The 19,572-nt window shown below is 58.6% G+C and carries 19 protein-coding genes; 14 read left to right on the top strand and 5 right to left on the bottom strand.

The window, feature by feature from the left end:
• Positions 1-41: 41 nt before the first annotated feature.
• On the bottom strand, positions 42-2,087 hold the full coding sequence (locus E0486_RS06215) for a M13 family metallopeptidase (protein ID WP_131851284.1): 2,046 nt from the start codon (positions 2,085-2,087) through the stop codon (positions 42-44).
• A 118-nt stretch (positions 2,088-2,205) separates the two neighbouring features.
• Here E0486_RS06215 and E0486_RS06210 point away from each other — a divergent pair, with 118 nt between their 5' ends.
• From E0486_RS06210 to E0486_RS06200, 3 genes are all read left to right on the top strand, one after another.
• Positions 2,206-3,048, top strand: coding sequence for a DUF6089 family protein (locus tag E0486_RS06210; protein ID WP_131851283.1), 843 nt, complete (start codon positions 2,206-2,208; stop codon positions 3,046-3,048).
• 180 nt (positions 3,049-3,228) lie between these two features.
• The gene (locus tag E0486_RS06205) at positions 3,229-5,145 is read left to right on the top strand and encodes a menaquinone biosynthesis decarboxylase (RefSeq protein WP_131851282.1); all 1,917 of its coding nucleotides are present in this window, start codon (positions 3,229-3,231) and stop codon (positions 5,143-5,145) included.
• Between the two features lie 215 nt (positions 5,146-5,360).
• Entirely contained in the window at positions 5,361-6,278 is a 918-nt protein-coding gene (locus tag E0486_RS06200) for a TraB/GumN family protein (RefSeq protein ID WP_131851281.1), read from the top strand.
• A gap of 149 nt (positions 6,279-6,427) precedes the next feature.
• Here E0486_RS06200 and E0486_RS06195 read toward each other — a convergent pair whose 3' ends face one another.
• Positions 6,428-6,844, bottom strand: coding sequence for a nucleoside-diphosphate kinase (locus E0486_RS06195; protein ID WP_131851280.1), 417 nt, complete (start codon positions 6,842-6,844; stop codon positions 6,428-6,430).
• A gap of 89 nt (positions 6,845-6,933) precedes the next feature.
• Here E0486_RS06195 and E0486_RS06190 point away from each other — a divergent pair, with 89 nt between their 5' ends.
• The 3 genes from E0486_RS06190 (at position 6,934) to E0486_RS06180 (ending at position 10,444) form a co-directional block, all read left to right on the top strand.
• Positions 6,934-8,379 carry a M48 family metalloprotease gene (locus E0486_RS06190; RefSeq protein ID WP_131851279.1) on the top strand — a complete coding sequence of 482 codons (1,446 nt, stop codon included), beginning with the start codon at positions 6,934-6,936 and terminating at the stop codon, positions 8,377-8,379.
• Between the two features lie 71 nt (positions 8,380-8,450).
• Positions 8,451-9,461, top strand: coding sequence for a DHH family phosphoesterase (locus E0486_RS06185; protein ID WP_131851278.1), 1,011 nt, complete (start codon positions 8,451-8,453; stop codon positions 9,459-9,461).
• Between the two features lie 11 nt (positions 9,462-9,472).
• Positions 9,473-10,444 carry an FKBP-type peptidyl-prolyl cis-trans isomerase gene (locus E0486_RS06180; protein ID WP_131851277.1) on the top strand — a complete coding sequence of 324 codons (972 nt, stop codon included), beginning with the start codon at positions 9,473-9,475 and terminating at the stop codon, positions 10,442-10,444.
• Positions 10,445-10,534: 90 nt separating this feature from the next.
• On the opposite strand, the gene folP is transcribed toward E0486_RS06180, so the two are convergent.
• On the bottom strand, positions 10,535-11,419 hold the full coding sequence (folP, locus tag E0486_RS06175; protein ID WP_243697393.1) for a dihydropteroate synthase: 885 nt from the start codon (positions 11,417-11,419) through the stop codon (positions 10,535-10,537).
• Between the two features lie 40 nt (positions 11,420-11,459).
• Between folP and E0486_RS06170 the strand changes: the two genes are divergently transcribed.
• From E0486_RS06170 to E0486_RS06155, 4 genes are all read left to right on the top strand, one after another.
• Positions 11,460-12,023, top strand: a complete 564-nt coding sequence (locus E0486_RS06170) for a DUF1599 domain-containing protein (protein WP_131851276.1) — start codon at positions 11,460-11,462, stop codon at positions 12,021-12,023.
• A gap of 12 nt (positions 12,024-12,035) precedes the next feature.
• A complete protein-coding gene (locus E0486_RS06165; RefSeq protein ID WP_131851275.1) occupies positions 12,036-13,184 on the top strand; it encodes a BT_3928 family protein in 1,149 nt (382 codons plus the stop codon).
• Positions 13,185-13,309: 125 nt separating this feature from the next.
• Positions 13,310-14,356 carry an ABC transporter permease gene (locus tag E0486_RS06160; protein WP_131851274.1) on the top strand — a complete coding sequence of 349 codons (1,047 nt, stop codon included), beginning with the start codon at positions 13,310-13,312 and terminating at the stop codon, positions 14,354-14,356.
• Between the two features lie 117 nt (positions 14,357-14,473).
• Entirely contained in the window at positions 14,474-14,914 is a 441-nt protein-coding gene (locus tag E0486_RS06155; RefSeq protein WP_131851273.1) for a CBS domain-containing protein, read from the top strand.
• Here E0486_RS06155 and E0486_RS06150 read toward each other — a convergent pair.
• Positions 14,908-15,189, bottom strand: a complete 282-nt coding sequence (locus tag E0486_RS06150) for a DciA family protein (RefSeq protein ID WP_131851272.1) — start codon at positions 15,187-15,189, stop codon at positions 14,908-14,910. The genes E0486_RS06155 and E0486_RS06150 overlap by 7 nt on opposite strands.
• A 130-nt stretch (positions 15,190-15,319) precedes the next feature.
• The gene (recF, locus tag E0486_RS06145; protein ID WP_243697392.1) at positions 15,320-16,405 is read right to left on the bottom strand and encodes a DNA replication/repair protein RecF; all 1,086 of its coding nucleotides are present in this window, start codon (positions 16,403-16,405) and stop codon (positions 15,320-15,322) included.
• A gap of 192 nt (positions 16,406-16,597) precedes the next feature.
• Between recF and pdhA the strand changes: the two genes are divergently transcribed.
• Genes pdhA through E0486_RS06125 form a run of 4 tightly spaced genes read left to right on the top strand, consistent with a single transcriptional unit; the run spans position 16,598 to position 19,548 of the window.
• Entirely contained in the window at positions 16,598-17,593 is a 996-nt protein-coding gene (gene pdhA / locus E0486_RS06140) for a pyruvate dehydrogenase (acetyl-transferring) E1 component subunit alpha (protein WP_131851271.1), read from the top strand.
• Positions 17,594-17,620: 27 nt separating this feature from the next.
• Positions 17,621-18,322 (top strand): tetratricopeptide repeat protein, encoded by a 702-nt coding sequence (locus tag E0486_RS06135; RefSeq protein WP_131851270.1) that lies wholly within the window; start codon positions 17,621-17,623, stop codon positions 18,320-18,322.
• 6 nt (positions 18,323-18,328) lie between these two features.
• Positions 18,329-18,823 carry a 6,7-dimethyl-8-ribityllumazine synthase gene (gene ribH, locus E0486_RS06130; RefSeq protein WP_131851269.1) on the top strand — a complete coding sequence of 165 codons (495 nt, stop codon included), beginning with the start codon at positions 18,329-18,331 and terminating at the stop codon, positions 18,821-18,823.
• Positions 18,824-18,828: 5 nt separating this feature from the next.
• Entirely contained in the window at positions 18,829-19,548 is a 720-nt protein-coding gene (locus E0486_RS06125) for a (Fe-S)-binding protein (protein WP_131851268.1), read from the top strand.
• Positions 19,549-19,572: the final 24 nt, after the last annotated feature.

The raw sequence follows: 19,572 nt of genomic DNA, 5'->3' as shown, positions 1-19,572 counted from the left end.
GCTTTTCTGATCTGCGTTATCCGCGTTTTCTGCGTGCCGTATTACCAGATGCGCACGCGCAGCGAGTCGGGGCGATACATCTTGTCGCCCGGTTTAATGCCGAAGGCTTCGTAGAACTCCGGCACATTCACAAAGGGTCCGTTCACGCGCCACTTGGCTGGTGAGTGCACGTCGGTGAGCAGGCGGTTGGCCAGTTCCTCTTTTTTCTGGTGGCCGAGCCAGCCGAGGGCATAACCCAGGAAGTAGCGCTGCAACGGCGTCATGCCATTGATCAGTTTGCCGCTTTTGTAAGCTTCCGTTTTCTTGAAGGCTTCGAGGCCCAGGATGGCGCCGCCCAGGTCGGCGATATTCTCGCCCAGCGTAGCGCGGCCGTTGATGCGTTGCGAATCCACGGGCATGTACTCGTTGAATTGCCGCACCATCAATTCAGCGCGCTGTGCAAACTCGGCGGAATCTTTCGGTGTCCACCACGCACGGAGGTTGCCCTTCTCGTCGTACTGGCGCCCTTCGTCGTCAAAGCCGTGGGTGATCTCGTGGCCGATGGTGGTGGCGCCGGCATAGCCGTATACCAGGGCATCATCAAGCTGGTTGTCTTTCAGACCGGGTACCGTAAAAATGCCGGCCGGCAGCACGATCTCGTTGTTGCTCGGGTTATAATAGGCATTGTAGGTTTGGGGGTTCATGTCCCATTCATCGCGGTCAACGGGTTTGCCCAGCTTGTTCACCTCGTATTGGTGCCACCAGTTGTTGGCGGCGAATACGTTGCGCACCAGCGGCTGCCGCTCGATCTTCATGGCCGAAAAATCTTTCCATTTGTCGGGGTAGCCCACTTTTTTCTTCATGGTGGCCAACTTGGTGTAGGCTTTCTGCTTCGTGCTGTCGCTCATCCAGTTGAGTTGCTGAATGCGCTCTTTCAGCGCGCTGCGAATGTCTTCCACCATACGCGTGTAGCGGTCTTTTGCTTCCTGCGGGAAAAATTCCTGCACGAATACTTTACCGAGCGCTTCGCCCAGCAGGTTGTCTTCCAGGTCGAGCATGCGCTTCCAGCGCGGTTTCGGCTGGTTGGCACCGCGGAGGGTTTTGCCGTAGAAGGCGAAATAGCTGCCATAGGTGGCGCTGTCGAGGTAGGGGGCCGTGGCGCGAATGAGGTGGAAGCGCAGGTAATCCTGCAGCACGGGCACCGGCGTACCGCGGAGGGTGGCGTCGAGCTCTTTGTAGAATTCCGGTTGACCAACGATCACCGTATCCACGCCGTGCACATCCTGGCGCTGCAGCACGTCTTTCCACTGGATGGCGGGGCAGAGGCTGCTGAGGGCGTCCACCGTCATTTTGTTGTAGTTGCGGTAGGGATCGCGGAGGTCTTCCAGCTTGCGCGAAGCCTTGGCCAGGCGCGTTTCCAGCGACAGGTGCGCCAGGGCTTTTTGCTGTGCCGTGGCACTGTCGGCACCCAGTGCGGCGAACACTGAACGCACGTATTGCTGGTAGCCGTTGCGAATACCCGTCGTGCGCGCGTCGCTGTTGAAGTAGTAATCGCGGTTGGGCAGACCGAGCCCGCCCTGGTTCAGGTACAGCGCCATGGCGTCGGAATTTTTGGCGTCCTGGTACACACTGGCGTTATACCCGGCGCCGACGCCTTTCACTTGCAGGTCGGCCATCACGGCGAGCAGGCTGTTCAGGTCGCCGGCCTTTGCAATGGCACCGAGCTCGGGAGCGATCGGCTGCAGCTTCTGGCTTTGGGCCGTGGCCGAATCCATGGCGCTATACCAGAAGTCGCCCACTTTCTTTTCGATACCGCCGGACGCTTTGAGCGATTCCTCGTTGATACTGCGGAGTCGAACGTACAGGTCTTCCTGGATGGCATGCCCGATGGTCCAGGAGCTCTGGTCTTCGGGGATGGGGTGCGCCTTGATCCATCCGCCGTTGGCGTATTCGAAGAAGTCTTCTCTCGGGCTGATTGTCGTGTCGCGGTCGTTGTACAGGATGTCGTTGGCGGGGCTGTCGGCTGTGGAGCCCGCCACTTTTGTTTCCTGTTGGCAGGCTGCCAGCAGGAGCGTGGCGGCTGCCGCGGTAAGCAAGGAATGACGCATAAGATTTTGAGTGTTGAAGGCTACAAAATAGGTCAAAGTGCCGTCACTCTGCTGTTAATATGATGAAAGGACAAAAGCGGTCCCAAATTTGCCTACCTGCGCAAAACACCCAATCTCAATGCGTTCTTTGCTAACCGTCTTCGGCCTGCTTATTCTTTCCGTTTCTTTTGCCCAGTCGCCTCTTCGTATCGGTCTCTTCGGAGGCGTAAGCCAGTACCAGGGCGATCTCCAGAGTTCTGTTTTTCAAAGCCGCTTTGCGCGCGGCGCCTTCGGCCTCACGGCGTCGTACGACCTCGCGCCGCGCCTGGCCCTTCGCGCCGGCCTCACGCTGTCGGGCCTCGAAGCCAGCGATCGCTACAATACAAAGGAGGAACTCCGCGTGCGCAACTTCAGCTTTGCCAGCAAACTGGTGGAAGCCAGCCTGGTGGGGCAATACACTTTTTTCAACCTCGACGACACCCGCTGGTCGCCCTATGTGTTCGGCGGCGTGGCCGTTTTCCGGATGAATCCCTACACCTATGACTCGGGTGGCCAGAAGTGGTACCTGATGCCGTTGGGCACCGAAGGCCAGGGCCTGGAGCAATACCCCGACCGCAAGGCGTACCACCTGACGCAGTTCGCCATTCCCTTCGGCGGCGGCATTACCTACGCCCTCACCGAGCGCTGGCAGCTGGGCCTCGAGCTGGGACTGCGCAAGACCTTCACCGATTACATCGACGACGTGAGCGGCACCTATGCCGACGCTAATGACCTGATGGCTACGCGCGGCGCCAAGTCCGTGGAGCTCGCCTTCCGCCGCCCCGAAGTGGACCCCGGCGCCGCCTACCCGCAAAAAGGTTCCATGCGGGGCAATTCGAAAAACAAAGACCTCTATTATTTTACAGGCCTGCACCTGCAGTTCCGCCTCGGCAGCGGTGGCGGCAGCACGAAGCGTTATGGCTGCCCGAAGGTTTCAGAATAGGCCCCCTGTCTCCCGAAAAGGGCACGTACAGGCAGACCGTATCACGATCTCCGGTAATTCACTTTTAAGTCCGAAGGTTGGCAGCAACCTTTGGACTTTTTGCGTGTTTTCCATAGCAAGAAAAGTAAAAATGACCCGCCTTCGTTGCCCCTTCGGGGGACAGGGGGCTACCTTTGCAGTATGGCATTTAAGAACCTGCAGCACTTCATCGAGATCCTTGAACGTGAAGGCGAGCTGCTCCGCATCAAAACCTATGTGGACCCTAAGCTGGAGATCGCCGAGATCACCGATCGTATGTCGAAGACGGAAGGCGGCGGCAAGGCCCTGCTTTTCGAAAACACGGGCTATGATTTCCCGGTGCTGATGAATGCATATGGATCGGAAAGGCGGATGTGCCTTGCCCTCGGCGTGCAAAAGCTCGACGACGTGGCCCGCGAGATCGAAGGCCTCTTCAAGATGCTTTCGTCGCCCAAGGAGGGTATGATGGAAAAGCTCCGCATGCTGCCGCGCCTCGCCGAGTTTTCGGGCTGGATGCCCAAAGTACGCAGCGGCCGCGGCGACTGCCAGCAAGTGGTAATGCTCGATCCCGATATGACGAAGCTGCCCGTGATCACCTGCTGGCCGAAAGACGGCGGTCCCTTCGTTACGCTGCCCGTCATTCACACCAAGGACCCGCATACCGGTATCCGCAACGTGGGCATGTACCGCATGCAGGTGTTCGACAAAACGCTGACGGGGATGCACTGGCACAAGCACAAGGTGTCTGCGCGTCATTTCAACGAATACAAGAAACTCGGGAAGAAAATGCCCGTGGCCGTGGCGCTCGGCGGCGATCCGGCCTATGCCTATTCGGCTACGGCGCCGCTGCCCGATAACGTGGATGAATACATGCTGGCCGGCTTTCTCCGTAAGAAGAAAGTGGAGCTCGTGCGCTGTCTTACACAGCCCGAGATCGAAGTGCCGGCCGATGCCGATATCATCATTGAAGGCTATGTGGACCCGTCGGAAGAAATGATCTGGGAAGGTCCCTTCGGCGATCATACGGGTTACTATTCGCTGCCCGATTGGTACCCGCGTTTTCACGTAACGGCCATCACGCACCGCAAAAACGCGGTGTATCCGGCCACCATCGTGGGCATTCCGCCGCAGGAGGACGCCTGGCTGATCAAGGCTTCCGAACGCATCTTCCTGGCGCCGATGAAGATGACGCTCATTCCCGAGATCGTGGACATGGACATGCCCGTGGAAGGCGTGGCCCACAACCTGGTCATCGCGCAGATCAGGAAAGACTATGCCGGGCAAGGACAAAAGGTGATGAACGCCATGTGGGGCGCCGGCCAGATGATGTTCAACAAGATCCTCGTGCTCACCGACGAGGGCACACCCATCCAGGATTACAAAACACTCGCGCAATACGTTTTCCGCAACCTTAACCCCGCGACGGACATCTATTTTTCGCAGGGCCCGATGGACGTCCTCGACCACAGCTGCAGCAAGCTTGGCTACGGCGGCAAGATGTGCCTCGACGGTACCGCCAAGCACGATGAGGAGGTCGACGACCGCTACGTTTTCGCCCAAACCTCGCGCGACCTGTCGTTCATACCGCGCGATTTTCCCGAAGTGAAATCGGTCAATGCCGACTTGCTTCAGCAGGATATTCCCGTATTACTACTGTCGGTGGAAAAGGAACGTCCCAACCAGCTCCGCGAGTTGCACGGGCGCCTGGCGGCGCACAGCGAACTCGAAGGGGTAAAGCTCATTCTGTACATCGAGCACAACGTCGACGCCGCCGACCTCGGCGTGGCCCTCTGGCGCTTTTGCAACAACCTCGATCCGCGCCGCGATTCGTTTCTGTACGAGGGAAGCGCATCCTCCGACTCCGGCCACCGCACGGCCTGCCTGGGCATGGACGGCACCCGCAAGACCGCGGAACTCGACGGCTTCGGCCGCGACTGGCCCAACATCATCGTGGCTGACGAAGCAACGATCCGCTCCGTCGACGCGAAGTGGGAAAAGCTCGGCATCGGGCCTTTCCTATCGTCGCCGTCGCTGCGCTTCCGCGCCCAGATGTACGGCGAAGAGGCCGTAGCGTCGTGAGGCGTCCGGCGTGAGCCGTGAGCGCTCGTGCGCGGTTAAAAAGAACGGATGCCTTCGGCATCCGTTCTTTCGTTACGGGCGAAAGCAACTGACGCCTCACGCCTCACGACTTTGGCACTTCCCTTGTCTTACTACCTAAGAATCTGCCGCTCGTCGCACCTGGGGATGATCCACCGCACCCGCGTCCGCCTGCCGCTAACCCAAAGACAAGAAACATGAAAAACATCTTACTGGCTCTCCTGCTGCTGGTGGCGGCAGGCAGCGCGCACGCGCAATCGCGTGAAGCAGCGGCGGACGAAAACACGCTCCTCTGGCGGGTTTCCGGCAAAGACCTCAAGCAACCCTCTTATCTTTTTGGCACCATGCATATGCTGTGCGCAACGCAGATCGATCTTAGCGATAGCCTCCGCGATGCCATCAAGCGCTCCGATTATGTGTACCTGGAGCTCGATATGGAAAATATGCAGGAACTCATGAGCATCATGAGCAAGATGAAAATGACCGGCGACACCACGCTGGCCGACCTGCTTTCACGCTCCGCCTACGATTCGGTCAAAACGTTTTTCAGCGACAAGCCGGGGATGATCCCCTTTACGATGCTGGAAAAATTCAAGCCCATGCTCGCTGCATCGGCCATTATGGAAGCCGATATGGCCTGCTCGAACCCCATCGGGATGGAGCAGCTGATCATGGTGGAAGCCCGCCAGCAGCACGTGGGCGTACGCGGGCTGGAAACGATGGCCTTCCAGATGAGCATATTCGATTCGATTCCTTACCGCCTCCAGGCGCAGCAACTGGTTGACTACGTAAGGAACTACGGTAAGGGTGAGGGACGCAAGGGTTTCGAGCTGATGATGCAGGCGTACGTGAACCAGCGCCTCGACCAGCTGGAATCGATCACCAAAAAAGAGAACGCCACCATGGAGCAATACATGGAGCTGCTGCTGTACCGCCGCAACGTGGACTGGGTGACGAAGCTGTCAACGCTGATGCCCGACCATCCCATCGTAGCGGCAGTAGGAGCGGGGCACCTTCCCGGCGACCGCGGCGTACTTAGCCTGCTGCGCAATGCCGGCTATACCGTGGAGCCCGTGGCCAACAATATGCTGAAGAAACTAGAGAAAAATCTCTAGCCCATCCCCTAACCCCTTCCCGAGAGGAAGGGGAATAGAAAAGCCCCGGATTGCGAAGCGATCCGGGGCTTTGATTAGTATCGATCTACCGTAAGGTTGAAGTCGTAAGGACATTTCAACCTAAGTGCCCCCTTTGGGGGACAGGGGGCTCAGAACTGCTCGAGACCGGAGAAGAAGAAGTCGCCCTCGATCTTGGCGTTTTCGTCGGAATCGGAACCGTGTACGGCGTTCTCGCCGACGGAGGTAGCAAAGTTCTTACGGATCGTGCCTTCCTCGGCCTGGGCCGGGTTGGTAGCGCCGATCAGCTTGCGGAAGTCTGCTACGGCGTTGTCTTTCTCGAGGATGGCCGCGATGATCACACCGCTGCTCATGAACTCGGTCAGCTCACCATAGAAGGGGCGTTCTTTGTGCACGGCGTAGAACTCGCCGGCCCGGTCAAGGCTCAGCTTCGTTTGCTTCAGGGCCACCACGCGGAAGCCGGCTTTAATGATTTGGTCCAGGATAGCGCCGGCATGGCCATTGCGCATGGCGTCGGGCTTGATCATCGTAAACGTGCGGTTGCTCATATTCTGTGTTTTGCCGCGCAAAGATAGGGGTGCGGCCTCTATATTTGGTACGGCTCAGTTTTTGAATGACATTCCTCAACGAAGCATTTATGAAACGTCTATTCCTATTTGGCTCCTTTGCCGCAGCCGTCGCTTTTATGCACTCCTGCGCCCGCAACCCCGTTACGGGCAAAAAGCAGGTCGTATTCACCTCCGAAGCCTCCGAGATCCAGCAGGGCGCCGATGCCGACCCGCAGATCACGGCGCAGTTCGGGGTATACCCCGACAGCGCCCTGCAGCGCTACTTCCGTGAGCGCGGACAGGCCGTTGCCGCCGTGAGTCACCGTCCTGGCCTGCAATGGAGCTACAAGATCCTCGACTCGGATGTCATCAACGCCTTCGCCACCCCCGGCGGCTACGTATATTTCACCCGGGGTATCATGGCCTATTTCAACGACGAGGCGCAGATGGAAGGCGTGCTTGGCCACGAAACCGGCCACGTGACCGCCCGCCACTCGGTGATCCAGCAGCGCAACCAGATCCTCGGACAGGTCGGCATCATCGCCGGCGTTATCATCAACCCCAACCTCGGGCAATTTGCCGAGCAGGCCTCCCAGGGCCTGGGGCTCCTGCTCCTCAAATTCAGCCGCGACGACGAGCGCCAGGCCGATGAGCTCGGCGTGGAATACTCCACCAAGCTCGGCTACGACGCACACCGCATGGCGGAATTCTTCCAGACGCTGAAGCGCGAAACGCAATCGCACGGCGGCCAGGCTCTGCCCCCGCTGCTGAGCACTCACCCCGACCCGGGCGACCGCTACGTGACCGTGAACGAGCTGGCGAACCAATGGCAGCAGAAGACCGGCAACACGGCCAACCTCAAGGTGAACCGCGACTCGTACCTGCGCCGCCTGGAAGGCATCATCTACGGCGCCGACCCGCGCCAGGGCTTTGTGGAAGCGGGCGCTTTCTACCACCCCGACCTGAAGTTCCAGTTCCCGGTACCCCAGGGCTGGCAAACGCAGAATACGCCGCAACAGTTCCAGATGGCGCCGCAGGACGGCAAAGCCCTCATGATCCTGACGCTGGCCGCGGGCGCCAACCTCCAGGAAGCCGCCACCGCCCAGCTCCAGAAATACCAGCTCACCGCGCGCAGCTCCCGTACTTCTACGGTTAACGGCCTCCCGGCCCAGATCGTAGTGGCCGACCAGCAACAGCAGGGCGGTGGCGTCATCCGTACGCTGTCGTATTTCATTCAATACAACAACGCGATCTACCACCTGATCGGGGTCACGTCCGCGGCCGACTACCCGGCTTACGAGGGCCAGTTCGCCTCGGTCATGGAAGGATTCCGCACACTCACCGACGCCAATAAATTGAACCGCAGGCCTGAGCGCGTACGCCTGCGCACCGCCAATACCGGCGGCACGCTGCGGCAGGTGCTTACCGCCCTCGGTACACCCGAAGCGCGCCTCGAGGAGCTGTCGATCCTGAACGGAATGCAGCTCACGGACAACGTGTCCAAAGGAACGCTGATCAAGACCGTAGGGCTGTAGCGGTGACGCGGTACGGACGCTGTTAATTGGGCGTTGTGTTGCAGGAAATGCCTTAGGTTTGCCGCTTCTTTATGCAGCCGATCTCTGAAATCTACTCCCAGCTGGCAGGTCCGTCCCGCCGCATAGCCATCACGATGCACCAGAAGCCCGACGCCGACGCGATGGGCTCTACCCTTGGACTGTACCACTTCCTGGTGCAGCTGGGGCATACCGTGCAGGTCATTTCGCCCACCAACTGGGCCCGCTGGGTAGACTGGATGCCGGGCGCGCGCGCGGTGCTCGATTACGAGCTGCTCCGCAAACAGTCCGACGAGTGGCTCGACAGTGCCGACTGGCTTTTTTGCCTTGATTTCAACCACATGGGCCGCACCAAAACGATGGCCCCGAAGCTATCGGCGCTCCCCTGCGTGAAGGTGCTCATCGACCACCACCAGGAACCCGATGAGCAAATGTTCACATATGGTGTATCTGATACCTCCAAGAGCTCTACCTGTGAAATGGTGTACGATTTCATCGTAGGCTCGGGTCATGCCGACAAGATCAACCTCCAGGTGGCCGAATGCCTCTATGCCGGCGTCGTAGCCGATACGGGTTCGTTCCGCTTTTCTTCCACGCATGCCGCCACGCACCATATGGTGGCGAAGCTCAAGGAGTGCGGACTCGATCATACCCGCGTGCACGAAGCGCTCTACGACAACTACCTTGAAAACCGCCTGCGCTTTCTCGGCCATGTGCTGATGAACCGTATGGAAGTGATTTACGAGCTCAACACGGCGCTCATCACGATCCCGAAAGCCGATCTCCTCAAGTTCGATATCAAGACCGGCGACACCGAAGGGCTCGTCAACTACCCGTTGTCCATACAGGGCATCAAGCTCGTAGGGCTTTGCATCGACCGCGACGAAGAGCGCAAGTGGTCCTTCCGCAGTAAGGGAACCTTCGATTGCAATACCTTTGCGCGGACCTGGTTCGAGGGCGGCGGCCACTTCAACGCCGCCGGCGGCCGCGACAGCGCATCGCTCACCGACACGGTGCGCCGCTTCCGCGAAGCCATTGGTCAAAACAGTTCGCTTTTACAATAAACCATTCATACATGCATTTCAAATCGCTCCTGTCTGCCGCCGCGCTGGGTCTCCTGCTGGCTGGCTGCAAGGATTTCAAGAAAACGAAGGGCGGCATGCCGTACAAGATCATCTCGCAAAGCGGCGCTCAAAAGGTGAAGAACAACGAGTGGATCAAGTTTAATTACGTCGTGACAATCACCAATGGCAACAAGGACTCCGTACTTCAGTCCTCCTACGAGCGCGGCACGCCTTTTTACATGCCGGTGACCGCCCAGACGCAACCCTACGATCTTTCCGAGGTTCTTCCGATGCTGCACAAAGGCGATAGCCTCATCATGGTACAGTCGGTCGACACCTTCCTGCGCCGTTCACCCCAGGGTGCTCCTCCGTACTTCCAGAAGGGGGGCAAGCTGACCACGCGGATCCGCGTGGTGGACATTTTTGCCGACCAGAAGGCCGCCAACGACGACGAGGTCAAAACACGCGAGCTGGCCTTCAAAAATGATGTGAAGCTCCAGGCCAAGATCCGCGAAGACCAGCAGAAGATCCAGCAGTTCCTGGGTGCTTCCGCAGGCCAGGCCCAGCAGACGCCTTCCGGTGTTTATGTGCTGGTGACGCAACCCGGCACGGGCGCCAAAGCCCAGAAGGGCGATTTTGTGGACGTATATTACACGGGCCGCACCATCAACGGTGTGGTGTTCGACTCCAATATCGACACGGCCTTTCATCACCCCCAGCCGCTGTCGTTCCAACTGGCGCAGGGCCAGATGCTGAAAGGCTTCGATGAAGCGATCCAGCTGCTGAAGAAAGGCGACAAGGCCCGCATGCTGATCCCGTCGCCGCTGGCGTATGGCGAGAACCCGCCCCCCGGTGGCAAGATCGGCCCCAACGAGATCCTTGTGTTCGACGTGGAGCTCCGCGAGGTGAGCACTGCCGATCCCCGCGCCGCTATGCCCCCGCCGCCCCCGCCCGCAGCAGGTGGCGACGGCCACGGACATTAATAAAAAAGCCCCCGCCTCAGGCGGGGGCTTTTTTATTGAATAATGAAGATTGAATAATATTTATTTGATAACGGCGGTCAATGCAAAGGGTCAGGAAGCGGATTGAACGGCGGTGAATAGCTTGATCGCTTCCACGGCTTCGCGGACGTCGTGCACGCGCAACAGTTGCGCGCCGCCCTGCAGGGCGAGCGTGTGGAGTACCGTGCTGCCGTTGAGTGCTTCCTCCGGTGTAACGCCAAGCGTGCGGTACACGGTAGCTTTTCGGGAAATGCCCACGAGCAGCGGGCAACCGAGCTCGTGGAAGAAGGAGAGTTGTTGCAGCAGCCGGAAGTTGTGCGCCGCGGTCTTGGCGAAGCCAAAACCGGGGTCGATCAGCACGTCGTTGATGCCGCAGGCACGCAGTTCCCGGAGCCGGAAATTGAGGTCGTCAAACACTTCGGTCAGCACGTCGTTGTATTGCGTAAGCCCCTGCATTGTTTGCGGGTCGCCGCGGCGGTGCATCAGCACATAAGGCACGCGGAGACCGGCCACCGTGGACAGCAGTTCCGGGTCGATGCTGCCGGCGCTGACGTCGTTGACCAGCATGGCGCCTGCTTCCACGGCCGCGCGGGCTACGGAGGCATAAAAGGTGTCGATGGAGATCAGCGCCTCCGGGAAGCGCTTCAGGATCGCCTCAATCGCAGGGAGCACACGGCGCTGTTCCTCATCGGCATCCACCCGTTCGCTGCCCGGGCGGGTACTTTGGCCGCCGATATCGAGCATCCAGGCGCCGTCGGCCAGCATGCCCTCCGCGCGGCGCAACAGGTCGTCGGGGGCAGCCACGCGGCTGCCACTGAAAAAGGAATCGGGCGTGACGTTCAGGATGCCCAGCACGGACGGGCCTTCGAGCCGGAGAAGGCGTCCGCGGGCATTGACGGTAAGAGGCGGCACCGGGCTTTCGGAATGCCCGCTCACGGCTGACGGTTCACGGCTCACGTTTACTTACTTTTGGAGCTAAAGTAATACTTACCAGCACATGAATCTCACGCAAGGAGCGGAGCGCACATCGGCGCAGTATGATGCAGTGATCGGGGCCTGCCGCGACCTGTTTGCCAAAAAGACCAGCGACTATGGAACGGCCTGGCGCGTGCTGCGGCCCATCTCCATCGTCGACCAGATCTACATCAAAGCGCAGCGGATCCGCACCATACAGGAGAAAGGCACGCAGCGCATCGGCGACGATATGCGGAGTGAATTCGTAGGCATCGCCAACTACGCCGTCATCGGTCTCATCCAGCTGCAGCTGCCCGAAGATGCGGCCGAGGAGTTGCCCGTGGACCCCACGCTGCAGTACTACGACCGCGCCGTGCAAACCGCCCGCGACCTGATGCTGGACAAGAACCACGACTACGGCGAAGCCTGGCGCAGCATGTCGCAGGAAAGCTTCGTGGACCTGATCCTGATGAAGCTCGCGCGCATCCGCCAGATTCTCGCCAACAAGGGACAAACCCTCGTCAGTGAGGGCATCGACGCCAACTACAACGACATCCTGAACTACGCGGTCTTCGCCCTCATCCTGAGCGGCGATACCAACGCTTAAGCTGCCACCACCATGAGAACCGTCACCAATGTCATCCGCATCCTCGTCGGCGTGCTCTTTATCGTCTCGGGACTCGTAAAAGCCAACGATCCGCTGGGCCTCGGCTACAAGATGGAAGAATTCTTCGAGGTCTGGAATACCTCGCTGCAGGCTGGTTCCTTCTTCGCGAAGGACGCGCTTATCCGCCTGTTCCAGTACCTGCACGGGCATTCCCTCGCTTTGTCGGTGCTGATGATCGCGCTGGAGATCGTGGCCGGCGTGGCGCTGCTCCTGGGGTTGTGGCGCCGCTGGGTGCTCAATGGGTTGGCGCTGCTGATCGTGTTCTTTACGTTTCTTACGGCCTATGCTTTCCTGTCGGGTAAGTTCCGCAGCTGCGGCTGCTTCGGCGACTGCCTGCCCATAACACCGTTGGCGTCCTTCCTCAAAGACGTGGCCCTTGTGCTGATGATCGGTTGGCTGATCGTATTCCAGCGCTACATTCAGCCGCTGTTCTCTCACCGCGCCAACCGGATGCTGTTTCTTCTAAGCATTGTATTCAGCTTCGTGTTCCAGTGGTACATGCTTCGCTTCCTGCCTGCGGTGGACTGCCTGCCCTACAAGGTGGGCAAGAACATCCCGGAAGGGATGAAGATCCCCGCGGGAGCGGTTCCGGACTCCTTTGCGATGAAATTCATTTATGAAAAAGATGGCAAGCGGTACTCGTTCGGGATCAGTGAATTCCCGTCCGATCTCGCTTCCTACAAGTTCATCGACCGCGAACAGACCCTCGTGCGCAAAGGCAATGCCGAAGCGCCGATCAAAGGCTTCTCGCTCACCTCCGATGCCGGCGACGTGACCGAACAGGTGCTGGCCGAACCGAAAGCTGTCCTCGTGTTTGCGCTTGATTTCAAAGAATTGAATAAGTGGATGCCCGCCTTCCGCAACTGGTATGCACAGGCGCGGAGCAAGAACGTTCCGCTGTTCGTGGTCACGCCGCAGGTGGCGCAGGGCAAGGTGCTGTTCAACAGCGCGGGGCTCCCGGAAGTGGTGTTCCTGAGTTGCGACAACACCGCCGTCAAAACCGCCGCCCGCGCCAACCCGACGGTGATGCTGGTGGAAAAGGGAACTATCCGCGATAAAGCCGCCGCCCCGAAGGCCGACCGCATCCTGAACAGGTTGTAGATTACAGGAGCAAATGAATACATGCGTACATGAAAGGTGAAGTGAGGTAATATTTCTTACCTCATGTAATCATGTATTCATGTACTCATGTACTCATTTATTCTACCCTCTTCTTATCTTTCTGTATGCTCCCCTATTTCCTGAAAAAGCTGTTCAACGGTGTGCTCGTGCTGCTGGGCGTGGTGGTGCTGGTGTTCGTGCTGTTCCAGGGGTTTGGCGACCCTGCGCGGCTCGTGCTCGGGCAAACCGGCAACGCGGCCACGGAGGCGGCCATCCGCAAAGAATTGTACCTCGACCAGCCGCGGCCGCAACAATTCCTGCACTACCTCAACGACGTGTCGCCCGTCAGTATTTATACAAGGAGCGACTGGCAGGCCCGGCAGGTCGGGGGCATTGCCATCGGCGGCGCGCGCTGCCTCGTGCTGAAGACCCCTTACCTGCGCCGCTCGTACCAGACCAAGCGGCCCGTGGGCGAAATGCTGCTGGAAGCATTGCCCGGAACGTTGCTGCTGGCTTTTTCCGCCATGACACTTGCCGTGTTGCTCGGGGTGCCGCTGGGGATGCTGGCGGCGGTACGCAAAGGCTCCTGGGCCGACAGTGCCGCCATCGGCGGATCCATACTCGGCATTTCAGCGCCCTCGTTTTTTATGGGCATCATCATTGCCTATGTATTTGGCTTTTTGCTCAGCGGCTGGACGGGTTTATCGCTGACCGGCAGCTGGTTCATGACCGACATGCAAGGGCACCGGCGCCTCACCCTTCAAAACCTCATTCTCCCCGCCCTGACGCTCGGCATCCGACCGCTGGCCATCATCACGCAGCTCACGCGCAGCGCGATGCTCGACGTGCTGCAGCAGGATTATATCCGCACCGCCTATGCGAAGGGACTAACGCGCCGCGCCGTGCTCTGGCGGCACGCGCTGCCCAATGCGCTCAACCCCGTCATCACGGCCGTTACGGGCTGGTTTGCCGAGCTGCTCGCCGGCGCCTTTTTCATTGAATACATCTTCGGCTGGCAGGGCATCGGGAAGCTGACTGTGGATGCGCTGGAGAAGCTCGACTTCCCGGTTGTGATGGGCTCGGTGCTGCTGTCGGCTACCTTTTTCATTCTCATCAATGTACTTGCCGACCTGCTCTACGGTATCGTCGATCCGAGGGTGCGCATCCGGTAATTCGGCGTGTCCGAAGTACACAAACGTCGAATCGTATAACAAAGAGTTTTAATTTTACCGGGACCATACGTTTCACCCAAAACCCACCCAAGGGATTCACCCTTAAAACCCTTAACCATGGAAAAAGTAGCAGATGTGCTTCGTCACAAGTATCCCCAATTCAACTCTACCTCCTCCCGCCGTAAAATCACCGAAGCCCTGCACCAGATGCATTGCGAAAACGTCGATTATCTCATCGTGCTGGATGAGGAGCGGTTCATGGGCATCCTGACCGAGCACGACATTGCCGAAAAAGTGCTGTACCGCTCGGGCGAGCTCGAGCACGCAACCGTGAAAGAATTCATGAGCACGTACCTGCCGGTGGCCACCACGAACGATACGCTCGAGTATTGCATGCAGCTGATGGAGCGCTACAACGTACGCCACGTAGCCATCTACGACCGCTTCAACTTCAAGGGTGTCGTTTCTTCGCACGACCTGATGAAACAGGCACTGTCGAAGCGCCGCAATTTCTTCGAGGAAGAAAATGCTTCTGAATTGTATACCTGGAGTTACTGAATCACCACTTCTTTAACCACCGCATCTCCCAAAGCTTCGTTCACGCGAAGCTTTATTTTTTCCTTCTGGTAGGAGAGTTCCTGCTTCAGCGGTGCCACGTGCGTGGTGATGAAGAGCGTGCCATTGATGATGGCGATCCGGTCGGTGTACTTGGCGATGGTCTTGCCCATGAGCTCCGCCCACACGTCGCCGATCTGCAGGGCCTGGATCTCGCCCTTGAGGCGGCTGCCCTGCAAAAACTTCTGGATCGCGTCGCCGAGGGAGTATTGCGCCATAAAAAGCCGTTTGTAGTTTGTAGGTTGGTGGTTTGTTGTTCCGCGATGCGGCGTAGACAAAGATACGATTCTCAGCAGGCTGGCAAGCTTTAGCCAACTTCAAACTACAGACTGCAAACCACAAACTTCCCTATAGTTCGATGATCTGGAACGGCTGTTTCAGCGCTTCCAGCTGCTTTGTCAACCGGCCGCAGTTGGTGTCGGTGATGAAGATCTGGGCGTCTTCGTCGGAAGAAACCCGGTTGAGGAGGTTGCCGATGCGCTCTTCATCCAGTTTTTCAAACACATCGTCGAGGAGGAGAAGAGGGGTGAGGTGCTTCTCCGCCTTGAGCACATCGAGCTCGGCCAGCTTGAGGGCGAACAGCAGGCTCTTCCGCTGGCCCTGCGAGGCAATGGCCTTGAAGGGCTGCGTGCCCATCAGGAATTGCAGGTCGTCGCGGTGAATACCGGAGGCCGTTCGCTGGATGACAAGGTCTTTGGGGCGGTTGAAGCGGAGCAGCTCCGCAAATTCGCTGCTAAGCAGCTCGCTGTCGTAAAGCAGCTGCAGCGGCTCGTAATTCTGCGCGATCTCGTTGTACAAATGCTTAACGTCGGCCAGGAAGCCGATAAGGAAGCGCTCCCGGCGGCTGAAAAGGGGATTTCCTTCAGCCAGCAGCTGCTCGTCCAGCACGTCGAGCACCGACAGGTCGCGGCTGGGCCCGTCGCCGTAGTTTTTCAGGAAGGAATTCCGCTGCTGGAGGATCTTATTGTAGGCAATGAGGTGCTGCAGGTAGGCGCTGTCGAGCTGGGAGAGGAGCGTGTCGAGGAACTTGCGGCGGTCTTCGGAGCCTCCGATGATGAGCTGCACATCGTCCGGGGCGATGACCACGCAGGGGTAGCGTCCTATGTGCTGCGAAAAGCGACTGTAGGCCTGGTCGTTGACCGAAAATTCCTTACGGCCGGTTTCGCGGAGTACACAAACCGCTTTTTCCTCCCGGCCATTGAGCCGGAAGCGGCCTTCGAGGCGAAAGCCCTGGTGACCGTGCTGCGGCACGTTCTGGTCGAGCCGGGTAAAATAGCTGCGGGTGAAGCAGAGATAGTGCAGCGCGTCGAGCAGGTTGGTCTTGCCGCGCCCGTTGCGCCCGCAGATGCCCACGATCCGTTCGGTAAAGCGGAATTCCTGGTGGAAGTAATTTTTAAACTGGAACAGCGATATGTCGGAGACAAACAGGCTCAAGGTGGTCGAAGGTAAGGTGAATGGGTTATTGGGATAAAGGGAGAATAGGAGAACAGGTAATAGGTTTTACGTTCTGGGTATCAGGTTTTTAGGATTTTGATTTGGCAGCGAGCCGGATACCAATAAACCAATCGACCAATTAACCGATAAACTCCCCCGAAAGTCTTATTTTCGCGCTTCAAAATTGGACCCGTGTCGACGAAATACACGAAAGAAACCTACCTGTACTGGTACGAACTGATGCAGCTGATCCGCCAGTTCGAGCTGATGGCCGAGGAAAAATACAAGATGGAAGGCAAGATCCGGGGCTTTTTCCATGCCTACGTGGGCCAGGAGGCGATTGCCGCCGGCTGCATGACGGCTACCCGTCCCGAGGACCCGTTCATCACGGCGTACCGCGACCACGGCCTGGCCATCGCCAAGGGCATCTCCGTCAATTCCTGCATGGCCGAACTCTATGGCAAGGCCACCGGCAATGCCAAGGGAAAGGGTGGCTCGATGCACTTCTTTGGCAAGGAACAGCATTTCTACGGTGGCCACGGTATCGTGGGTGCCCAGATCGGTACCGGCGCCGGCCTGGCGTTTGCCGAGAAATACAAGGGTACCGACAACGTGTGCCTCGCCTACTTCGGCGACGGCGCTGCCCGCCAGGGTATGCTGCACGAGACCTTCAACCTGGCCATGACCTGGAAGCTGCCCGTGATCTTCATCTGCGAGAACAACAACTACGCGATGGGCACCTCGGTAAAGCGTACCTCCAACATCGTGGACATCTACAAGCTGGCCGACGCCTATGAAATGCCGAGCGACGTGATCGACGGCATGAGCGCCGAAGCCGTACACGAAGGCGTGAGCCGCGCCGTAAAGCGCGCCCGCGAAGGCGATGGCCCGACGCTGCTCGAGATCAAAACCTACCGCTATAAAGGACACTCCATCTCCGACCCGCAGAAATACCGCACAAAGGAAGAAGTGGAAGAATTCAAAGGCAAGGATCCCATCACCGCCCTGCTGGCCACGATGAAAGAGAACAACCTCGTTTCCGACGAGGAGATCCAGGCGATCAACGAGCGCGTGGACGCTGCCGTGGCCGAAAGCGTGAAATTCGCCGAGGAGTCGCCCTGGCCCGATGACAGCGAAGTGTACAAAGACATCTACGTAGACCAGAACTATCCGTTCATCACCGACTAAAACTAACATACTCTAAACATTACGACAATGGCTGAAACGAAAACGGTAACGCCCCAAACCCGTGAAGACCACGAAATCGTGGTGGATCGTGCAAGAGACTTCTGGACCCGCAACAACCGGCTGATCATGATACTCGGTCTGGGTATCATCCTGCTGGCGGGCGGTTACCTGCTCTATAAAAAAATGTTCAAGGAGCCCAACGAAGTAAAGGCCGCCGAAGCTTCGTTCCGCGCCGAAGAATACTTCCGCATGGACTCACTGCAGAAGGCCCTCAATGGTGACGGCGTTAACCCCGGTTTTGCCAAGATCGCCGACAAGTACAGCGGTACGAAGGCCGGTGAGCTCGCCCACTACTATGCCGGCGCCATCAGCCTGCAGCTCGGCGACGCCGCGAAGGCCGCCAAATTCCTGTCCGACTTCTCCACCGACGCCCCGCAGGTGCAGGCCCGCGCCTACAAGCTCCTCGGCGACGCTTATGCCGAACAAGGCAAAAACAACGACGCCCTCAGCAGCTACAAGAAGGCGGCCCACCACTTTGAGCAGGACGACGCCAACTCGGCCGACTACCTGTTCACCGCCGCTTACTTCGCACAGCGCGTGCTCAACAACAGCAAGGAAGCCACCGACCTGTACCGCGAGCTGAAAACGAAATACCCGCGCACGCAGCGCGGCATCGAAGCCGACAAATACCTGGCCCAGCTGGGTGTATACAATACCGAAGACAAGTAAGTTTCCATGGCCGATATCAAAGACAGCCGCTTACTGGATTTCGAGGGCATCCCTGAGCTTCAGGATGCCCTCGTTGTTTTGGTGAAGACCGAATGGAACGCCGCCACCGTTGATGCCCTGGAAGAAGGAGCGTTGCGCGTGCTGGCCGCCAACCAGGTCCGCAGCGAAACGCTGCTGGTGCCCGGGGCCGTAGAAATTCCGTTCGCCGTCCGCCATTACTGGAGGCAGCACAAGAAAAAAGACCGACCCGCCGCTTTTATCACCCTTGGCTGCGTGCTCCGCGGCGACACGCCGCACTTCGAATACGTGTGCCAGGCCGTGACGATGGGCGTAACGCAACTCAACCTCCGCCTGCCGGTGCCCACCATTTTCGGGGTGCTTACCGTCAACACGCAGGAGCAGGCCGACGAGCGCACCGGTGGCATTCACGGCCACAAGGGCGAAGAAGCCGCCGTTACCGCCCTGAAGATGATCCAGCTGAGCCACCGGCTCAAAAAGTAAGACGAATGACCGTTCAACTCTTTGTTCCCTGTTTCGTAGACCAGCTTTTTCCGGACACTGCCTTCAACATGGTGAAGGTGCTGGAGAAAGCGGGCTGCACCGTGCGCTACAACCCGCAGCAAACGTGTTGCGGGCAGCCCGCCTTCAACGCCGGCTTCCTCGACGACGCCCGCGCCGTGTGCAGCAAGTTTCTCAACGACTTCGATCCCGAGTTGCCCATCGTGGCACCGAGCGCCTCCTGTGTGGGCTTCGTGCGCAACTACTATGGAAAGCTGTTCGACAATTCCTCGCTGCATCACCGCGTGCAGGCCATCAGCAAGAATATTTTCGAACTGAGTGAGTTCCTTGTGCAGCAGCTCGGCATCACCGAATTCGGCGCGAAGCTGCCCGGCAAGGCCACCTACCACGATTCCTGCGCCGGCCTCCGCGAGTGCCATATCAAGGAAGAACCGCGCAGGCTACTGATGGCCGTGGAGGGCCTCGAGCTCACCGAACTCGCCGATGTGGAAACCTGCTGCGGCTTCGGTGGTACGTTCGCCGTTAAGTTCGAAGCCATTTCGGTAGGGATGGGCGAGCAAAAAGTCGAGAATGCCCTCGCCACCGGTGCCGACTACCTAATCTCCACCGACCTTTCCTGCCTCATGCACCTGCAAGGCTATATCAACCACCGCGGTGCCCCGATCAAAACCATGCACCTGGCTGATGTGCTGGCCAGCGGCTGGTAACACAAAAAGTAAAAAGTCGGAAGT

This window comes from Flaviaesturariibacter aridisoli (assembly GCF_004343705.1).
Taxonomy (GTDB): Bacteria; Bacteroidota; Bacteroidia; order Chitinophagales; family Chitinophagaceae; genus Flavisolibacter; species Flavisolibacter aridisoli.
Note: the sequence above shows the minus strand (reverse complement) of the source record. Positions and strands in the feature narration are given on the sequence as shown.

Bases quoted from the DNA above. Each gene is read 5' to 3' on its own strand.
- E0486_RS06195 (WP_131851280.1), bottom strand. From the start codon at position 6,844: ATGAGCAACCGCACGTTTACGATGATCAAGCCCGACGCCATGCGCAAT.
- ribH (WP_131851269.1), top strand. From the start codon at position 18,329: ATGGCCGATATCAAAGACAGCCGCTTACTGGATTTCGAGGGCATCCCT.
- E0486_RS06165 (WP_131851275.1), top strand. From the start codon at position 12,036: ATGAGAACCGTCACCAATGTCATCCGCATCCTCGTCGGCGTGCTCTTT.
- E0486_RS06155 (WP_131851273.1), top strand. From the start codon at position 14,474: ATGGAAAAAGTAGCAGATGTGCTTCGTCACAAGTATCCCCAATTCAAC.
- E0486_RS06190 (WP_131851279.1), top strand. From the start codon at position 6,934: ATGAAACGTCTATTCCTATTTGGCTCCTTTGCCGCAGCCGTCGCTTTT.
- E0486_RS06170 (WP_131851276.1), top strand. From the start codon at position 11,460: ATGAATCTCACGCAAGGAGCGGAGCGCACATCGGCGCAGTATGATGCA.
- E0486_RS06135 (WP_131851270.1), top strand. From the start codon at position 17,621: ATGGCTGAAACGAAAACGGTAACGCCCCAAACCCGTGAAGACCACGAA.
- E0486_RS06180 (WP_131851277.1), top strand. From the start codon at position 9,473: ATGCATTTCAAATCGCTCCTGTCTGCCGCCGCGCTGGGTCTCCTGCTG.
- E0486_RS06160 (WP_131851274.1), top strand. From the start codon at position 13,310: ATGCTCCCCTATTTCCTGAAAAAGCTGTTCAACGGTGTGCTCGTGCTG.
- E0486_RS06125 (WP_131851268.1), top strand. From the start codon at position 18,829: ATGACCGTTCAACTCTTTGTTCCCTGTTTCGTAGACCAGCTTTTTCCG.
- E0486_RS06205 (WP_131851282.1), top strand. From the start codon at position 3,229: ATGGCATTTAAGAACCTGCAGCACTTCATCGAGATCCTTGAACGTGAA.
- E0486_RS06200 (WP_131851281.1), top strand. From the start codon at position 5,361: ATGAAAAACATCTTACTGGCTCTCCTGCTGCTGGTGGCGGCAGGCAGC.
- E0486_RS06185 (WP_131851278.1), top strand. From the start codon at position 8,451: ATGCAGCCGATCTCTGAAATCTACTCCCAGCTGGCAGGTCCGTCCCGC.
- E0486_RS06215 (WP_131851284.1), bottom strand. From the start codon at position 2,087: ATGCGTCATTCCTTGCTTACCGCGGCAGCCGCCACGCTCCTGCTGGCA.
- E0486_RS06150 (WP_131851272.1), bottom strand. From the start codon at position 15,189: ATGGCGCAATACTCCCTCGGCGACGCGATCCAGAAGTTTTTGCAGGGC.
- E0486_RS06210 (WP_131851283.1), top strand. From the start codon at position 2,206: ATGCGTTCTTTGCTAACCGTCTTCGGCCTGCTTATTCTTTCCGTTTCT.